17 protein-coding genes are annotated in these 17,170 nt (G+C 41.6%); all 17 read right to left on the bottom strand.

Annotation, left to right across the window (positions count from 1 at the left end):
• Positions 1 to 206: 206 nt before the first annotated feature.
• The 17 genes from glyA to DW059_RS02905 all read right to left on the bottom strand — a co-directional run bounded on the left by glyA (position 207) and on the right by DW059_RS02905 (position 17,134).
• Positions 207 to 1,445 (bottom strand): serine hydroxymethyltransferase, encoded by a 1,239-nt coding sequence (glyA, locus tag DW059_RS02985; RefSeq protein ID WP_117697555.1) that lies wholly within the window; start codon positions 1,443 to 1,445, stop codon positions 207 to 209.
• Positions 1,446 to 1,805: 360 nt separating this feature from the next.
• Complete coding sequence (locus DW059_RS02975) at positions 1,806 to 2,666, bottom strand: DMT family transporter (RefSeq protein WP_117697551.1); 861 nt, start codon at positions 2,664 to 2,666, stop codon at positions 1,806 to 1,808.
• A gap of 10 nt (positions 2,667 to 2,676) precedes the next feature.
• The gene (locus tag DW059_RS02970) at positions 2,677 to 3,960 is read right to left on the bottom strand and encodes an aminotransferase class I/II-fold pyridoxal phosphate-dependent enzyme (protein ID WP_117697549.1); all 1,284 of its coding nucleotides are present in this window, start codon (positions 3,958 to 3,960) and stop codon (positions 2,677 to 2,679) included.
• Positions 3,961 to 3,979: 19 nt separating this feature from the next.
• Positions 3,980 to 5,305: a replication-associated recombination protein A gene (locus DW059_RS02965; RefSeq protein WP_022243922.1), complete on the bottom strand. Its 1,326-nt coding sequence runs from the start codon at positions 5,303 to 5,305 to the stop codon at positions 3,980 to 3,982.
• Between the two features lie 223 nt (positions 5,306 to 5,528).
• Positions 5,529 to 6,224 (bottom strand): polysaccharide deacetylase family protein, encoded by a 696-nt coding sequence (locus DW059_RS02960; protein ID WP_022243921.1) that lies wholly within the window; start codon positions 6,222 to 6,224, stop codon positions 5,529 to 5,531.
• Positions 6,225 to 6,301: 77 nt separating this feature from the next.
• A complete protein-coding gene (gene clpB, locus DW059_RS02955; RefSeq protein WP_117697547.1) occupies positions 6,302 to 8,896 on the bottom strand; it encodes an ATP-dependent chaperone ClpB in 2,595 nt (864 codons plus the stop codon).
• 147 nt (positions 8,897 to 9,043) lie between these two features.
• Positions 9,044 to 10,624 carry a spermidine synthase gene (locus tag DW059_RS02950; RefSeq protein WP_242986069.1) on the bottom strand — a complete coding sequence of 527 codons (1,581 nt, stop codon included), beginning with the start codon at positions 10,622 to 10,624 and terminating at the stop codon, positions 9,044 to 9,046.
• An 11-nt stretch (positions 10,625 to 10,635) separates the two neighbouring features.
• A complete protein-coding gene (locus DW059_RS02945) occupies positions 10,636 to 10,968 on the bottom strand; it encodes a hypothetical protein (RefSeq protein ID WP_118172956.1) in 333 nt (110 codons plus the stop codon).
• Positions 10,922 to 11,245, bottom strand: coding sequence for a hypothetical protein (locus DW059_RS02940; protein ID WP_117697543.1), 324 nt, complete (start codon positions 11,243 to 11,245; stop codon positions 10,922 to 10,924). Before DW059_RS02940 ends, DW059_RS02945 begins: the two co-directional genes overlap by 47 nt.
• 9 nt (positions 11,246 to 11,254) lie before the next feature.
• Positions 11,255 to 11,473 (bottom strand): hypothetical protein, encoded by a 219-nt coding sequence (locus tag DW059_RS02935; protein WP_117697541.1) that lies wholly within the window; start codon positions 11,471 to 11,473, stop codon positions 11,255 to 11,257.
• Positions 11,474 to 11,512: 39 nt separating this feature from the next.
• Entirely contained in the window at positions 11,513 to 11,761 is a 249-nt protein-coding gene (locus tag DW059_RS02930) for a hypothetical protein (RefSeq protein WP_117697539.1), read from the bottom strand.
• 59 nt (positions 11,762 to 11,820) lie between these two features.
• Positions 11,821 to 12,870 (bottom strand): threonine aldolase family protein, encoded by a 1,050-nt coding sequence (locus tag DW059_RS02925; RefSeq protein ID WP_117697537.1) that lies wholly within the window; start codon positions 12,868 to 12,870, stop codon positions 11,821 to 11,823.
• Positions 12,871 to 12,892: 22 nt separating this feature from the next.
• The gene (locus DW059_RS16920) at positions 12,893 to 13,348 is read right to left on the bottom strand and encodes a hypothetical protein (protein WP_330408236.1); all 456 of its coding nucleotides are present in this window, start codon (positions 13,346 to 13,348) and stop codon (positions 12,893 to 12,895) included.
• A 61-nt stretch (positions 13,349 to 13,409) separates the two neighbouring features.
• Positions 13,410 to 13,781 carry a hypothetical protein gene (locus tag DW059_RS16915; protein ID WP_330408235.1) on the bottom strand — a complete coding sequence of 124 codons (372 nt, stop codon included), beginning with the start codon at positions 13,779 to 13,781 and terminating at the stop codon, positions 13,410 to 13,412.
• A gap of 82 nt (positions 13,782 to 13,863) precedes the next feature.
• Positions 13,864 to 15,009, bottom strand: a complete 1,146-nt coding sequence (gene fucO, locus DW059_RS02915) for a lactaldehyde reductase (protein ID WP_022243917.1) — start codon at positions 15,007 to 15,009, stop codon at positions 13,864 to 13,866.
• Between the two features lie 144 nt (positions 15,010 to 15,153).
• A complete protein-coding gene (locus DW059_RS02910) occupies positions 15,154 to 15,723 on the bottom strand; it encodes a TetR/AcrR family transcriptional regulator C-terminal domain-containing protein (protein ID WP_242986068.1) in 570 nt (189 codons plus the stop codon).
• A gap of 82 nt (positions 15,724 to 15,805) precedes the next feature.
• Complete coding sequence (locus DW059_RS02905; RefSeq protein WP_117697641.1) at positions 15,806 to 17,134, bottom strand: MATE family efflux transporter; 1,329 nt, start codon at positions 17,132 to 17,134, stop codon at positions 15,806 to 15,808.
• Positions 17,135 to 17,170 lie beyond the last annotated feature (36 nt).

Genomic DNA, 17,170 nt, shown 5'->3' with positions numbered 1-17,170 from the left:
TCTCCTCCTGAATAATTCCTTTTTTCTGCCTTTTACCTGTAGAAGCTGCCGTTGGCAGTTTCTCAGGAATGCCTGACAATCGAAAAAATAGCCGTAAAGCTTTCATACTTTACGACTATTTTATCATTTTCTTATCTGAAATACAGCATGGATAATTCCTAAGATTCTTAAGAAATCATTAATTTCCTGACGAAATTTTTTGTAATTTATTTCAAAGGATATTTTGCAGTTAACTCTGATACGATTGCTCTTGCTTTTTCAGAAGCTGTTTCACCCTCTTTAATCATCATGGCAATTGCTTCTGCAATCTTATCCATATCCTCTGTATTCATGCCTCTTGATGTAACAGCTGCAGTACCGAGACGGACGCCACTGGTTACAAATGGAGACTTTGGATCATTCGGAATGGTATTCTTATTACAGGTGATATTTACAGAGTCTAATAATTTTTCTACTGCCTTACCTGTCAAATCATAATTAGTAAGGTCTACTAACATCAGATGGTTGTCAGTTCCGCCGGATACAATCCTGATGTCACGGCTTAATAATCCCTTGCAAAGTGCCTGGGCATTATCAATAATACCCTGCTGATATACCTTGAATTCCGGCTGTAACGCTTCTTTTAAGCAGACTGCCTTTGCTGCAATGACATGCATTAAAGGTCCACCCTGGATTCCCGGAAATACTGCCTTATTAAAGTTATATTTATCTGCTGCTTCCTGATTGCAGAGAATCATTCCGCCTCTTGGTCCTCTTAAGGTCTTATGGGTTGTTGTTGTTACAACATCTGCATATGGGATTGGGCTTGGATGAAGTCCTGCTGCAACAAGTCCTGCGATATGTGCCATATCAACCATAAGAACTGCACCACAGGCATCTGCGATTTCACGGAATTTCTTGAAATCAATGGTTCTTGCATATGCAGATGCACCTGCAATAATCATCTTTGGCTTACATTCCATTGCAATCTGCATAACATTGTCATAGTCAATGAAGCCTTCATCATTTACACCATAAGGCACAATATGGAAATATGTTCCGGAGAAGTTTACCGGACTTCCGTGTGTTAAATGTCCACCATGGTCTAAGTTCATTCCCATTACGGTATCACCCGGTTTTAAAATAGCAAACTGTACAGCCATGTTTGCCTGTGCACCGGAATGTGGCTGTACATTTACATAGTCACAGCCAAACAGCTCTTTTGCTCTCTCAATTGCCAGGTTCTCTACAATATCAACGCAGTCACATCCACCATAATATCTCTTTCCCGGATATCCTTCTGCATATTTATTGGTCATTACACTGCCCATTGCTGACATTACTGCCGGGCTTACCCAGTTCTCAGATGCGATCAGCTCAATGTGGCTGTTCTGACGGTCAAATTCTTTGGTAATGGCATCTGCAACTTCCATGTCCACTGCCTGAATATCTTCTAATGTATACATGTTTCTTCTCCTTCTCTATGTGATTTTCTTTAGGCGATTGCGAAAGGGGACAGCTTTTCTTTCAAAATTTTGCTATGAAAGGGGATTTGGAGTCTGCACTGAAATCCCGCAGTTCTAAAAGGCATGTTTTGCGTAACGCGATAAAAACATACACTTAAGAACTGCTGGCATTCCAGTACAAATAACTTCAAATACCCTTTTATATCTAAAATTTCAGAAAGTACATCTATCCAATTTCGCAATCGCCCAATATATTTACTTTGAGTATCATTATAAGTGATAGCCTGATTCAACGCAACTGTAATTTTACGCATTACCGTAAAAAAGTGCATTTTCAGAAATCTTTTCCAATTTCCTTTTCTAGGTGTCGTATTTCATATTATACTGCCACTTAAATATGGCAGTTCCAATGATTACAATATAGCCTGCAATACTGAGGACATCCGGTATCTGATCCAGGAACAGAATGCCAAGAAGTGCTGCAAAGACAATCTGGGTGTAATCAAAAACAGATATCTCTTTTGCCGGTGCTTTCGTATATGCTGTGGTAATGCAGATCTGTCCGCCTGCTGCACATACGCCAGCCAGCATAAGGCAGACAAACTGTGTCATGCTCATAGGCTTATATCCGATGATAAAAAATGGCAATGTGACAACACAGGAAAAGAGTGAAAAACAAAGGACAATAACCGGTCCCTTCACTCCCATTTTTCCCAATTTACGCACATAGGTATAAGCAATTCCTGCACCCAGTCCGCCCAGTGCTCCAATCAGTCCGTAAACAAACTGTATATCAAAGGATGGCTTAATGACAAGTAGTGCTCCGGTAAATGCCAGCACAACTGCTCCCCATTCTACTTTATTTGCCTTTTCCTTTAAGATAAAGGTTGACATAATAATTGCAAAGAAAGGCGATAACTTATTTAACATATTGGCATCTGCAATATTCAGCCGGTCAATGGCATAGAAATTACAGATTAATCCTACCGTTCCGCAGAAGCTTCGCATGAAGAGTCCGCCCCAGCTTTTCTTTGGTGCATAGAATGGCTCTTTTGCCCGGATGAGCAGAAAAGCTGCCACAATGGCAGCTACTGCATTTCGGAAAAAAGCCTTTTCCATCGTAGGCAGGTCTCCTGACAGCCGGACAAAAAATGTCATCAGTGCAAAGAAGAAGCCTGCTCCTATAATAAATAAAATTCCCTGTCTTTTTTCCTGTTTCATATGATTCTTTCTATTCTGCAAGCAGTTTTTCTACGCTTGCAAGTTTGACGCAAAGTACAAAAATTTTAGTTGCTGTCTCAAGTTCTTCCATAGTCGGGAAGCTTGGTGCAATACGGATAACAGAATCCTCCGGGTCTTTTCCATAAGGGAAAGGTGCTCCTGCCGGTGTCATAACAACGCCTGCTTCTTTTGCTTTGGCAACAACACTCTTTGCACATCCCGGTAAAGTATTAAAGCAGATGAAGTATCCACCCTTCGGGCTAATCCAGGAACCGATTCCAAGCTCGCCTAATTCATCCTGCAATGTTCTTTCTACCATTTCAAACTTCGGACGCATAATTGCTGCCTGTTTCATCATATGTGCATTGATTCCGTCAATATTTTTGAAATAACGTACATGACGAAGCTGATTAATCTTATCATGTCCGATGGTCTGCATCGTAAACTGTTTTTCAATGAACTCAAGGTTTGCCTTAGAGGTTACAATTGCTGCGATACCGCTTCCTGGGAAGCTTACCTTTGATGTAGAGCAGAATTCATATACCATATCCGGGTTGCCGGCTTTCTCACATTCGCTGATGATATCTAAAAGGTCATCCTGCTCATCTTCATAGAGATGATGTACTACATAGGCATTGTCCCAGTAAATACGGAAATCTTCTGCTGCCGGCTTTAATGCTGCCATACGGCGGACAGTTTCATCGGAATAAGTAATTCCCTGCGGATTGGAATATTTTGGTACACACCAGATTCCTTTGATGGAATCATCACTGCTTACCAGACGCTCTACCATATCCATATCCGGTCCTTCAGAAGTCATCGGTACATTTACCATTTCTACACCGAAAAATTCTGTTACTCCGAAATGACGGTCATAACCCGGTACCGGACATAAGAATTTTACTTTATCCAGTTTGCACCATGGTGTACTTCCCATGACACCGTGGGTAAAGGAACGGGATACGGTATCGTACATAACATTTAAGCTGGAATTACCGTATACAAAGACATGGTCAGGTGTGCTTCCTACCATATCTGCAATTAATTTTCTTGCTTCCGGAATTCCTTTTAATTCTCCATAATTTCTACAGTCTGTACCATCTTCTGCAATTAATTCACTGCTGCTGTTTAATACATCCAGCATCGGCATAGCAAGGTCGAGCTGGGTTGCTGCCGGCTTTCCTCTTGCCATATTTAAAGAAAGACCCATTCCCTTGTATTTTGCATACTCTTTTTCAAGACCTTCCTTTACCTTATACAATTCTTCTTTTGACATTTCCTGATAAGACTGCATCTTATTCCTTCCTCCTGTATCATTCATCATTTTCTTTTAACCAGTGAAGCCACTGGGCGATTTCTTTTTCTTTTCCATTGTCGGTCGGCTCATAAAATACCGAATCCGTCAGCCCGTCCGGAAGATACTGCTGTCTGACATAGTGATGCGGGTAATCATGAGAATAAAGATAACCCAGACCATGTCCTAATTTTCCGGCGGATTTGTAATGTGCATCCTTTAAGTGATTTGGTATCGGTGCCGTTTTGGTATGTTCTACCACATCCATCGCACGATTCAGTCCCATATAGGATGCATTACTCTTTGGTGCACTTGCCACATAGGCAACTGCTTCTGCAAGAATAATCTGTGCCTCCGGCATACCGATGCGTTCTACTGCCTGTGCTGCAGAAACCGCTACATTCAATGCCATCGGGTCTGCTGTACCAACATCCTCTGCCGCGCTGATCATGATTCTTCTTGCGATGAAACGGATATCTTCTCCTGCATATAACATTCTTGCGAGGTAATAAAGGGCTGCATCCGGGTCTGTTCCACGGATACTTTTGATAAATGCAGAAATCGTATCATAATGATTATCGCCTGCCTTATCATATTTCACTACACGCTTCTGGATACATTCCTGTGCCACATCGATTGTAATATGGATAAGTCCGTCTTCGCTTCGTGGTGTGGTTAAGATTCCAAGTTCAATGGCGGTAAGGGCTGCCCTTGCATCTCCATTGGCTACATCTGCCATGAATTCCAGTGCATCCTCATCGATGACTGCCTGATATGCACCCATTCCTTTTTCCTTATCAGTAACTGCCCGCACCAAAAGCTTCTTAATATCTTCTTTTTCCAGTGCATGCAGTTCAAAAATAATGGAACGGGATAGTAAAGCTCCATTGACTTCAAAATATGGATTTTCCGTTGTGGCACCAATCAAGATAATCGTTCCGTCTTCTACAAAAGGCAGAAGGTAGTCCTGCTGTCCTTTATTAAAACGATGAATCTCGTCGATGAAAAGAATCGTTTTCTTTCCATACATTCCCTGATTGTTCTTTGCCTGCTGCACCACTTCCTCCATGTCCTTCTTTCCTGCAGATGTAGCATTCATCTGAAGGAATTCAGCACTGGTGGTATTGGCAATCACTTTTGCCAGCGTGGTCTTTCCGGTTCCCGGCGGTCCATAGAAAAGAATAGAACTTAACTTATCTGCTTTAATGGCACGATATAACAACTTGTCCTTTCCGATAATATGTTCCTGCCCGACTACTTCGTCTAAGGTCGTGGGACGAAGTCTTGCCGCAAGGGGAGACTCTTTTTCCATATTCTGTTCCCGCATGTAATCAAATAAATCCATTTTTGCTCCTTGCATAATTTCAAAACGAATCTTGCATTTTTACTCTTATTTTTCTTCATTTTTATACTTTTTTGGTTTCAAAATGACATTTGAGCTTTAAAATAATTCATTTCATCCTAAGATACCATACCTTAATTTTCGCCTTTTGACAAGTCTATTCTGGTATTTTTTCTCGATTTTCCAGTGAAAACACACCAAAAATCCATTGAAACATTCTTTTTTCTCAAGGTAACTCAAATATCAGCTTATCTACCGTTACAAATTCATAACCCTGTGCCTGCAGCCGGTCAATAATCTCAAAGGCTGCCAGCATACTGCTGTCATAACCGTCATGTAATAAAATAATATCACCATCTTTGACATCCGTCATTACTTTATTGACGACTTTTTCCTTATTCTGCACCTCCCAGTCCCTTGGGTCTACATCCCAGAGCACCTCTATCATATTCATCTGACAGTCCAGATTCTTCTGGGTGCTTCCGAAAGGAGAACGCAAAAACTGCGGATATTCCCCGGTAATCTGATAAATGGCATCATTGGTCTTTCGAATCTGCTCACAGGCATCTTTCTTCGATAAGATGCCAAGGTTCACATGGGTATAGGAATGATTTCCTATGATATGCCCATCATCCTGAATTTTCTTTATCAAATCCGGATATGCCTCTGCTTTCTCTCCGATTACAAAAAAGGTTGCTTTGACATTGCGCTCCTTCAGCCCTTCCAGTAAATCTTTCGTACATTCCGGGCTTGGTCCATCGTCAAATGTCAATGCAACCTCTTTTATTCCACTTGTTTTCTTTATATTCATGCTCTCTGCATTTACCAGATGATTGACACGAATCCGACAGGCTCCGGCGGCAATTACCAATACCGCCAGTGCCAGATTCATCCATATCAATGCTTTTCGGATTCGACTCATTTTACACCGTTACTTTTCTGCTCTCCTGACAATATATGCAGCAACTGCATTTCTTATTATGTCAGGCTTGAACCATTTCAGGCGGTCGCCGGTTTTGCGCTGGCAGTCAGTTCTCCATCGGTAAGGTCGATAAGAATGGTATCTCCCTCTCTGACTTTATCTGCAAGAATCAATTTTGCAGCCAATGTCTCCACATATTTCTGCAGGAAACGTTTCAGCGGTCTTGCACCATATACCGGGTCATAACCTTTCTCGGTAATATAATCCTCGGCAGCCTTAGTCAGTTCCACTTTCAGTTCACGGTCTGCAAGACGTTTATTCAGATCTTCCATCAGTAACTTGATAATGTTGCCGATGTTGTCTTTGGTCAGCGGCTTGAACATAATAATTTCATCCAGACGGTTTAAAAATTCCGGCCGGAAGTTACCCTTCAGTTCTTCCATGACAGCTTCTTCTGCTTCCGGACGAATCTCGCCATTTTCGTCAATGCCCTCCAACAGATGCATGGAGCCTAAGTTAGAAGTCATGATAATAATGGTATTCTTAAAGTCTACGGTACGTCCCTGGGAATCGGTAATTCGTCCGTCATCCAGTACCTGAAGCAGTACATTAAAGACATCCGGATGTGCTTTTTCCACCTCATCAAAGAGGACTACGGAATACGGTTTCCGGCGGACTGCCTCCGTCAGCTGACCACCTTCATCATAGCCTACATATCCAGGAGGTGCTCCAATCAGACGGGAGACGGAATATTTCTCCATATACTCGCTCATATCGAGACGGACCATATTGGATTCATCATCGAAAAGGCAGCTTGCTAATGCTTTGGCAAGCTCTGTCTTACCTACACCGGTTGGTCCTAAGAACAGGAAAGAACCGATTGGCTTGCTCGGGTCTTTGATTCCGGCTTTGGAACGGATGATTGCTTCTGTTACCTTGGTAACGCCCTCGTCCTGTCCAATGACACGTTTATGCAGTTCTTCATCAAGGTGCAGTGTCTTATTTCGTTCGCTCTCAGTCAGTTTTGCTACCGGGATTCCGGTCCAGCGGGAGATAATCTTTGCGATTTCTTCTTCGCTGACACTTTCATGTACCAGTGATAAATCTTCACCTTTGACTTTTTCTTCTTCAATTTCCAACTGCTGCTGTAACTGCGGCAGCTTACCATATTTTAATTCTGCCGCTTTATTTAAATCATAGCTCTGCTCTGCCTGCTGGATTTCATTTTTCAGGCTTTCCAAATCCTCACGCAGCTTCTGGACTTTCTCTACGGATTTCTTTTCATTGTCCCACTGTGCCTTCTTATTCTGGAACTCACTCCGAAGCTCTGCTAACTCTTTCTGTAAGTCTGCCAGACGCTCCTGGCTCAGACGGTCATCCTCTTTTTTCAATGCAGTCTCTTCAATCTCTAACTGCATGACACGACGGTTCAGTTCGTCTAACTCGGTCGGCATGGAATCAAGCTCTGTCTTAATCAGTGCACAGGCTTCATCCACCAGGTCAATTGCCTTATCCGGTAAGAACCGGTCTGAGATATAACGGTTCGAAAGCACTGCTGCGGAAACCAGTGCACTGTCGGTAATCTTTACTCCATGGAATACTTCATACCTCTCCTTTAATCCACGCAGGATAGAAATAGTATCTTCTACCGTTGGTTCGTCTACCATAACCGGCTGGAATCTTCGTTCCAATGCGGCATCCTTTTCAATGTATTCCCGGTACTCATCCAATGTGGTAGCACCGATACAATGCAGTTCTCCACGGGCAAGCATTGGTTTTAAAAGCTGTCCGGCATCCATGGCTCCATCGGTTTTTCCTGCACCAACAATGGTATGCAGCTCATCGATAAAGAGGATAATCTGTCCTTCGGATTTCTTTACTTCATCCAATACTGCTTTCAGACGTTCCTCAAATTCACCACGGTATTTTGCTCCGGCTACCAATGCACCCATATCCAGTGCAAAGAGCTTCTTATCCTTTAATCCTTCCGGAACATCACCACGTACAATCCGTTGTGCCAGTCCCTCTACAACTGCGGTTTTACCTACACCGGGTTCGCCAATCAGTACCGGATTGTTTTTCGTCTTACGGGACAAAATACGCACTACATTCCGGATTTCTGCATCTCGTCCGATGACCGGATCCAGCTTCTGGTCTCTCGCCCTCTCTACCATATCATAACCATATTTATTTAAGGTATCATAAGTAGCTTCCGGATTATCGGAGGTCACACGCTGGTTGCCACGCACCGTAGACAGTGCCTGCAGGAAACGGTCTCTTGTAATACCATATTCCTTAAAAATTTCCTTTAATGCAGGGTTCGGATATCTTAATAAGGATAAAAACAGATGCTCTACAGAAACATAATCATCTCCCATCTGCTTTGCCTCATCCTCTGCACTAATCAATACCTTATTCAATGCCTGGCCGACATAAACCTGGCCGCCGGACACCTTGGTTCTTGCTTCCAGATGGCGGATTGCATTGTCTACAAAATGCTCCTTCTGGATTTCCATTTTCTCGATCAGTTTTAAAATCAGTCCATCTTCCTGCTGCAGTAATGCCACTAAAAGATGTTCCTGCTCGATTTCCTGATTGCCATATTCATATGCTAATTTTTCGCAATCCTGGATTGCTTCCATTGACTTCTGTGTAAATTTCTGAATGTTCATATCTTTCACCTCATTTCCCACTGTGCTATGAACGAATTCCTGTTATTTCTGTTTCCAAGCATAAATATAGCACGCATTATTAGCACTGTCAAGATGTGAGTGCTAAAATTTTCAGACAATTTTTGTTAATTACTATTTTTCTTATATTTAAAAGGAATTCAGCAGTCCTTTCAGCCCTTCCTCTTTATAAACTCCCTTATAATATGCAACTTCATCTTTTATCATCTCATCAATCACCTGCATTCCAAGAAGTTCCACCGGTGCCTTATCATCTGTAAGAATATAATCGCCCTTTTCATAGGAAACGGTATCTGCCAATACCTCTGTCATCATTCCCTTTAACTCCTGATTTTCAAGCTTGGAAATGTTGTTAGAAAGATTCTTTAAAATTTCTCCATTGTCGGATGCAAACAGTTCCCGGTTTGTAGAGCCTGCCACATCCACAGTATATTCTGTTCCAAATACACTTCCTATGGTGTCGGAAAGATACTGGTTAATATTTCCTTCTTTCTGCCCACGCATGTTCATATTCACCACCATTACGCCATTTTTATTTAAATGCTCTTTTACCAGCGTAAAAAATTCAACGGAAGACATCTGAAACGGAATCGTAATATCCTGATAAGCATCTACCATAATGACATCGTATTTCTTATCGGATGCATTTAAAAATGCTCTTCCATCATAAGTCGTTACCGGCACATCCTCCGAAAGTGAAAAATACTGTCTGGAAAGCTTTGTAATCTTCTCATCAATTTCAACACCTTCCACATTCATATCTCCAAAATATTTCCGGCACTGGGTTGCATAAGTACCGGTTCCCATTCCAAGAATCAGCACATCCATGTCTGATATTTCTTTGTCTTTTAACATAAGCGGTGCCGCCATGGCATAATCATAATACATGCCGGTCAGTTCATCCTGCTTCATATACACAGACTGCACACCGAATAACACATTGGTGGATAAGGACACCTTGTCCTGATTTTCGTATACCTGAAGATAGTTATATACGGATTCCCCCTCATAGGTCAGATTATTTTCCCAGAATGCAAATGAGTCGGAATATCCAAACCCGCAGCACAGTGCAAATATCAGAATAGATGCAACTATTTTCTTCTTTCCGGTATGCGCATTGATAAAATATACGATGGATAATGCCAGTAAAATTCCCGCAAAGATAAGAAATGTAACGGATGTTCCTACTGCCGGAATTGTCACAAAGGTTGGGATAAAGGTTCCAATGATGCTTCCGATGGTGTTAAATGCCCCTAAGGTACCTACTGTCTTTCCGTTGTCATCTAAATTATCAACAGAATATTTTACCAGGGATGGTGTTACCGTTCCCAACAGAAACAGCGGAAATACGAAAATTACCATGCAGGCTGCAAAAGCTGCAATAATCAGGAAATTATTATTTACCGCAAAGATTAAAAGGGCTGATATTCCTATGATAATATATTTTCCCACTACCGGAATTAATGCAATCCAGATTGCGGCAATGATAATTCTTCCATACAGTTTATCCGGGTTCGGTGATTTGTCTGCCGTCCTTCCGCCATAAATATTTCCCAATGCCATGGCAATCATAATGGTTCCGATAATGATTGTCCAGACTATCTGGGAAGAACTAAAATATGGTGCAAGTAATCTGCTTGCGCCTAACTCTACTGCCATCACTGACATTCCTGCAAAAAATTCCGTCAAATACAAAAATAACTTTTTCATATACACCTCTTTTATTTTCCTTCAATATCAATCATAAGATACTCCGACTTACATCCCGTTTTAAACTTAATCGCCCAGTCGGAAATTCCTGATGTTACAATAAAATTCGTATTTTCTCTCTGCTCATATCCATAGACACGGTCATCCGGTGTCATTTTCGTAAGATTCTCAATGGTCATCAGCGGGAATAGCTGTCCACCGTGGGTATGTCCGGAAAGAACCAGATCCACATTGACATTCTGCTGCGCTGCATAATCCTGTGGCTGATGGTCTAATACAATGGAGAATTTATCCGGATCAAGGTTTGCCGTCAGTTCTTCCATTGTGGCTCTTTTTTTCTGCATATTCTTCGGATTTATCCTGTCTTCCTATTATATAGAATTTATCCGCAATCAGTTCTACCTCATCCTGCAGAACATGTACCTGATTTTTTTCTAATTCCACTATCAAATCATTTCCATCATAGCCCCGGTATTCCGGCGGATAATATCCTTTATCATGATTTCCAAAGACATAATATACACCATAAGTCGTATCAAGCTCTCCTAATGCTTTGCAGCAGGCTATCATATCTTCTTTTGTCGTATCATCATCCACAAAGTCTCCCACAATCAGAACCACATCCGGGTGCTACTCCTCTATGGTTTTCATATGCTCGGCAAAGCCTTCCCCATGAAAAGTTGTCCCTACATGGGAATCTGCAAATACTGCCACCCGAAGGCTTCCTACTTCCTTATCCGTCTGAATCTGATAGTCCGTCTCCCATACATGATGTGCCAGATACCAGCCGCTTCCAAGATATCCTATGGTAAATACAAGTGCCACAGCTCCGGCATAATATCTTTTCAAAGATTTCTTCCGGCGTTTTTTATCAGTGCAAAAATTCCGTCACTGATAAGCCAGAATATAATCAGATGCAGAATGCATACTATAGCATACCATAGCATTCATCGAACCCCACGCTACCCAGAGTATTACGGTGATTCCACATACCAAAACCGCACTAATTAGGATGCGCAGCCACTTTTTTCCTTTTGTTATTTTATTCAGGAAACCAAATTTTCCAATCCGGTTTATCAGATAGATGATTCCTGCAAACGCACTGAAAAACAGTACTATCATTAGTATTGCCCACATCTTTTAAATCCTCATTCCATCCTTTTTATTCATTATCTGTTTATCCGTCTATCATTCATCTACTCATTTATCTGTTTAATCAATTTTATCAGCTCATCCACGTCTTCCATTGTCGTTGCCCAACTGGTTGCAAAACGAATTACCGTATGCGTCTCATCCTTTTTCTCCCAGAAGCTGAATTCAACTTTTTGCGCAAGCTTTTCCATAAATGCATTGTCTACCACACAAAATACCTGATTAGTGGGAGCATCCAGATAAAGCTCAATTCCATTTTCCTTTAAGCCTTCCCGAATCTTATCTGCCGTTGCAATTGCCGGCTCTCCGATATGCTCATACAAATCATTTTCAAATAAGACATCAAACTGGATGCCAAGTATCCGTCCCTTAGCAAGCAGTGCTCCATGCTGTTTTATAATGGTAAAGAAATGCGGAATAAGTCCTGGCTTCGGAAATACCACTGCCTCTCCAAACAATGCACCGCATTTTGTTCCTCCGATATAAAAGGCATCGCAGCATGCTGCAATATCTTCTAATGTCACATTATTCGCCGAACAAGCCAGTGCATAAGCCAGTCTTGCTCCATCTAAATAAAGTGGAATACCATTGCTGCGGCATACTTTACTTAATGCTTCTAATTCCTGCCGGTTATATAAGGTTCCATATTCTGTCGGCTGGGAAATGTATACCATTCCCGGCATCACCATATGATCACGGTTGCCATCCTCTTTAAATTTATTTAAGACTTCTTCTACCTTTTCTGCGCTGAGTTTTCCGTCTGTCTGCGGAATCGTCAACACTTTATGTCCACCCGCTTCAATAGCTCCTGCCTCATGGGAACTGACATGTCCGGTCTCTGCCGCAATCACTCCCTGATAGGATGCTAACAGAGCACCAATTACCGTGGCATTGGTCTGTGTTCCTCCCACCAGAAAATGCACCTCTGCCTTCGGTGCATTGCAGGCCTTCCGAATCTTTTCCCTTGCAGTTTCCGAATATTCATCCAGTCCGTATCCGGCACTTTTTATCAGATTTGTCTCCGCTAACTTTTTTAGAATTGCCGGATGAGCTCCTTCCATATAATCACTTGCAAACGCTAACTGTGCTGCCATTTTTCTACTTCCTCTCTCTATTCTATACTGACATAGATTCTTCTATGATTTTTCCTACTTCCTCCGGTTTGATTTCCACAATCTCTGCTATCTGTTCTAAGGTATAGCCCTTCCTGTGCATATTGGTAATTACTTTTTTGTTTGTTTCTCTTAATGTCTTTTCTGCAGCCTTTTCTGCTGCTCTTTCTTCTATTCCTTCACTCAGATTACACATCAGGTTCACTTCCTCTCTCAATTCTTCACTTACCGGAATCTGATATTCCAGTTCTATCATATTTAATTTTTCTTCTGCTTCTATTTCATTTGACAAAAGTGTGCTTATCAGCCGATGCAGCTCATAGCGTTCCTCTCTTTTGGGAACTTCATTTGTTACACCAAGCAATACAATATTCAAAAGGTTTATATTTCCTTCCCAGTCATATTCATTTACGATATCTTCTTTCATCAGATGAATATAACTCATCGAATTCATATCCATATTCATGCAAATCCAGATACTAAATACCCGTTTTATGTCACCATAATCCGAATGCCAAAAATCACGTTCCTTTTGGGATGAAATAAGCCTGCTTACATAGAATATCGCCCGGTTCTATGGGCACAACACCAACCTGTGGTTCTCCTTCAATATACGGTATCACATCCTTGGGATTCATACCTTTAAATTCATCCACGGTATTCACCAAAATATGCGCCAGAATACTTTTTTGTCCTAAGAGTCTTTTGGCACATTCATCATATTGTGCCCGATTTCTTGCCGCTTTTACTGCATTTGTAATTTCGCTGTTCAGGTTAATAGCCTCCTTTGTTTCCGATTCCTCTCTCAAACCCTTCACAAAGTATGCTCTATTGAATATCAATCCAATTTCATTATACGGTTCCATCCTATCAGACGCAAATAAATTTTTCATAAAGAACTCCCGGAACATCGTTTTTCCGATACTCCGGGAGTCTGCTATCTTTTCTTCTATCATATATTGTCTAAGTTTCTGATTACATCAGTTTACGGAATAAAGCTTTCAAATCCTCTACATTTGTATCCTTTGGATTGCCCGGTGCACAGGCATCAGCAAAAGCGGATTCTGCAAGGAATTCTAAGTCTTCTTCCTTTAACGCCTCTAATTTTGTTGGAATTCCAACATCTACAGATAACTGCTGTACCGCATCAATGGCTGCCTTTCTGTATTCTTCTACAGACATGTCATCTACGCCTTTTACACCCATTGCTCTTGCAATCTCACGATATTTCTCACCAGTGCATTCTGCGTTGTATTCCATTACGATTGGAAGCATCATTGCACAGGCAACTCCATGTGGAGTATCATATACAGCACCTAATGTATGTGCCATGGAATGTGCAATTCCAAGTCCTACATTAGAAAATCCCATTCCTGCAATATACTGTCCTAATGCCATTCCTTCACGGCCTTCTTTTTCATTGGCAACTGCACTTCTTAAAGATCTGCTGATAATTTCAATCGCTTTCAAATGGAACATATCAGTCATTTCCCATGCAGCCTTTGTAGTATATCCTTCAATGGCATGTGTCAGTGCATCCATTCCGGTGGAAGCTGTCAGTCCCTTTGGCATAGATGACATCATCTCCGGGTCAATTACTGCGATAACCGGCATATCATGCGGGTCTACACATACAAATTTTCTCTTACGCTCTACATCTGTAATTACATAGTTAATGGTAACTTCTGCTGCAGTTCCGGCTGTTGTCGGTACAGCAATAATCGGAACACAAGGCTTCTTTGTCGGAGCTACACCCTCTAAGCTTCTGACATCCTCAAATTCCGGATTTGCAATAATGATACCAATTGCTTTTGATGTATCCATAGATGAACCACCACCAATTGCAATGATATAATCTGCTTTTGATGCTTTAAATGCTTCCACACCATGCTGTACGTTCTGAATGGTAGGATTTGCCTTAATATCTGAATAGATTTCATAAGCAAGTCCTGCTTCATCCAATACATCGGTTACTTTGGATGTTACACCAAACTTAATCAAATCCGGGTCAGAACAGACAAATGCTTTCTTAAATGCTCTTGCCTTTGCCTCGTTTGCGATTTCTTTAATTGCTCCTGCGCCATGGTAGGAAGTCTCGTTTAACATAATTCTGTTTGCCATTTTATCTTCTCCTTTGTCCTTTATTGATACCTCTATTTTACCAATGAAAGCGACAAATAAAAAGTTACAAAAAGGCAACTCTGTCACTTGATTTTTCAATATCTGTCATGGACAAATTCCACTCTCAATCATCATCCGTCACCACTATATCATCTGCAATTTTTCAAATACTGCTTTCAGTTCTGCCGGCACCGCTTCCGTCAGTGCCTTTGCCAGTTCCCTCGGTGTAGTCTTCTTTCTTCCAAGCACCCACTGAATTGTCATATAAACTGAACCCTGGCAATACATTTCCAGAAGGAAATGAAGATGCTCCGATAATTTCTGTCCTGATTTCTTTTCTATTTTATCCGTATAAAACCGGGTAATCAGTTCAAAATCATGGTCTCTTAAGCAGTTCTGGCTGTCTGATTTAAATGCAGCCCGGAAAAATAATTTTTCCTGTTCAATATATTCAAATTTCTTTACCAGCCCCTCATATACCGTCTTTCCCTCTCCCATATGTTCAAAGGATTCTGCTAAAATTTTGTCAAAATACCAGTTTATCAGATCATATTTATCCTGAAAATGACGGTAAAATGTCTGTCTTGTCGTTCCGCTCAGTTCCACAATCTGCCGGACTGTAATCCGTTCTATCGGCATCTTCGCCATACACTGCTTCATGGCATCTGCCAGCCGGTATTTCATCTGTTCTGCTTTCTGAACATTCTGCCCCATGCCTTCTCCTCCACTTACTCTGCCAATCTACTATCGTCAGCATAGCACCAACCTGTGAAAAAGGCAACCTGACCCTTTTCGCCTATAAAGTTTTCCTGCGTTTCCAACGCCAGATTACAATAGAAAGGAGAACTGCCACATAATCCGTCAATGCCTGTCCGTAGATAACACCGTGCAGACCGAGCAATGCATTCAAGCCGTAAAGCACCGGAATCAAAAGTACGCCCTGTCTCAATATAGAAAGAATCGTTGCCGGAAGTGCATTTCCGGTAGACTGCATACAGTTCATATTCATAAATAAAATGCCAATGACCGGACCGGAAATCATATAAGCAATCAGCATTTCCACACCATAATTTATGACCTCTGTATCAGAAATAAACAGGCGGATAATCGGCTCCCGGAAAAAGAAAAACAGTGCTGTCGCCAATACACCTACAATCAGACAGCATTTCTTCGTATAACGTTCCACTGTAATAAAACGCTCCCTGTTCCCTGCACCGTAACTATAGCCTAATAACGGTTGTACTCCATTTGCCAGTCCCATCTGTAAAAATGTGATAAACATATTTGCCTTAAATACAATTCCAATAGCCGCTACCGGTGCATTTCCATATGCCACCAGAATCTGGTTTAAAATAATCGTAGAAATGCTCATCAATGCAGAAAAAATAGCTGTTGGAAGTCCTGCCGAGCATACCTGGGACAGAATTCTGTCCCCACATTTAAAATACCGGAATGCCATAGACATGTTCCTGCTCTTTCTACAGAAATACCAAAGATAATATACACTCGCCATTATATTTCCAATAGTCGTTGCAATGGCTGCGCCTGCTGCACCCATACCAAATCCACTGATAAATATCGGGTCTAAAATAATATTGGCCACGGTTCCTATCATACTTCCTGTCATAGCTTCCCGGCTGGCTCCGTCCGCACGCACAACAAAGCTTGCTGCCGCAGACCAGATAATAAACGGTGCACCATAAGAAATGTATGTTGTGTATCCTTTCGCCAGTTCATAAGTATCTGCATCTGCTCCAAACAATTGTAAAACCGGCTGCATTCCAACCAGTAAAATTGCAGCAAAAACAATTCCCACGATAAGTGATGCATAGGTAATAAAAGAAGAAACCTGCTTTACTCTTTTTTCCTTCTTTTCGCCCAATGCCATAGATGCCGCTGCGCTTCCGCCCATACCAAACATATTGGCAAATGCCATGAATAATATAAAAATCGGATTCGTCAGACTGACTGCTGCCACCTGCAACGGATCCCCTGTCTGCCCTACGAAAAATGTATCCGCCATATTATAAACGACAGTAACCAGACTGCTGATGACACTTGGAATTGCCATCTTTGCTACTGCCTTCGACACCTTCATGCTGCCCATTAATTCATTTTCGTCCATTGTAACCCTTCCTTTCTGCCGGTAAAATCTGCTTCC

Origin of the sequence: Roseburia sp. AF42-8 (genome assembly GCF_003435965.1) — a bacterium.
In the GTDB taxonomy this organism is placed as follows: domain Bacteria; phylum Bacillota; class Clostridia; order Lachnospirales; family Lachnospiraceae; genus Roseburia_C; species Roseburia_C amylophila.
Note: the sequence above shows the minus strand (reverse complement) of the source record. Positions and strands in the feature narration are given on the sequence as shown.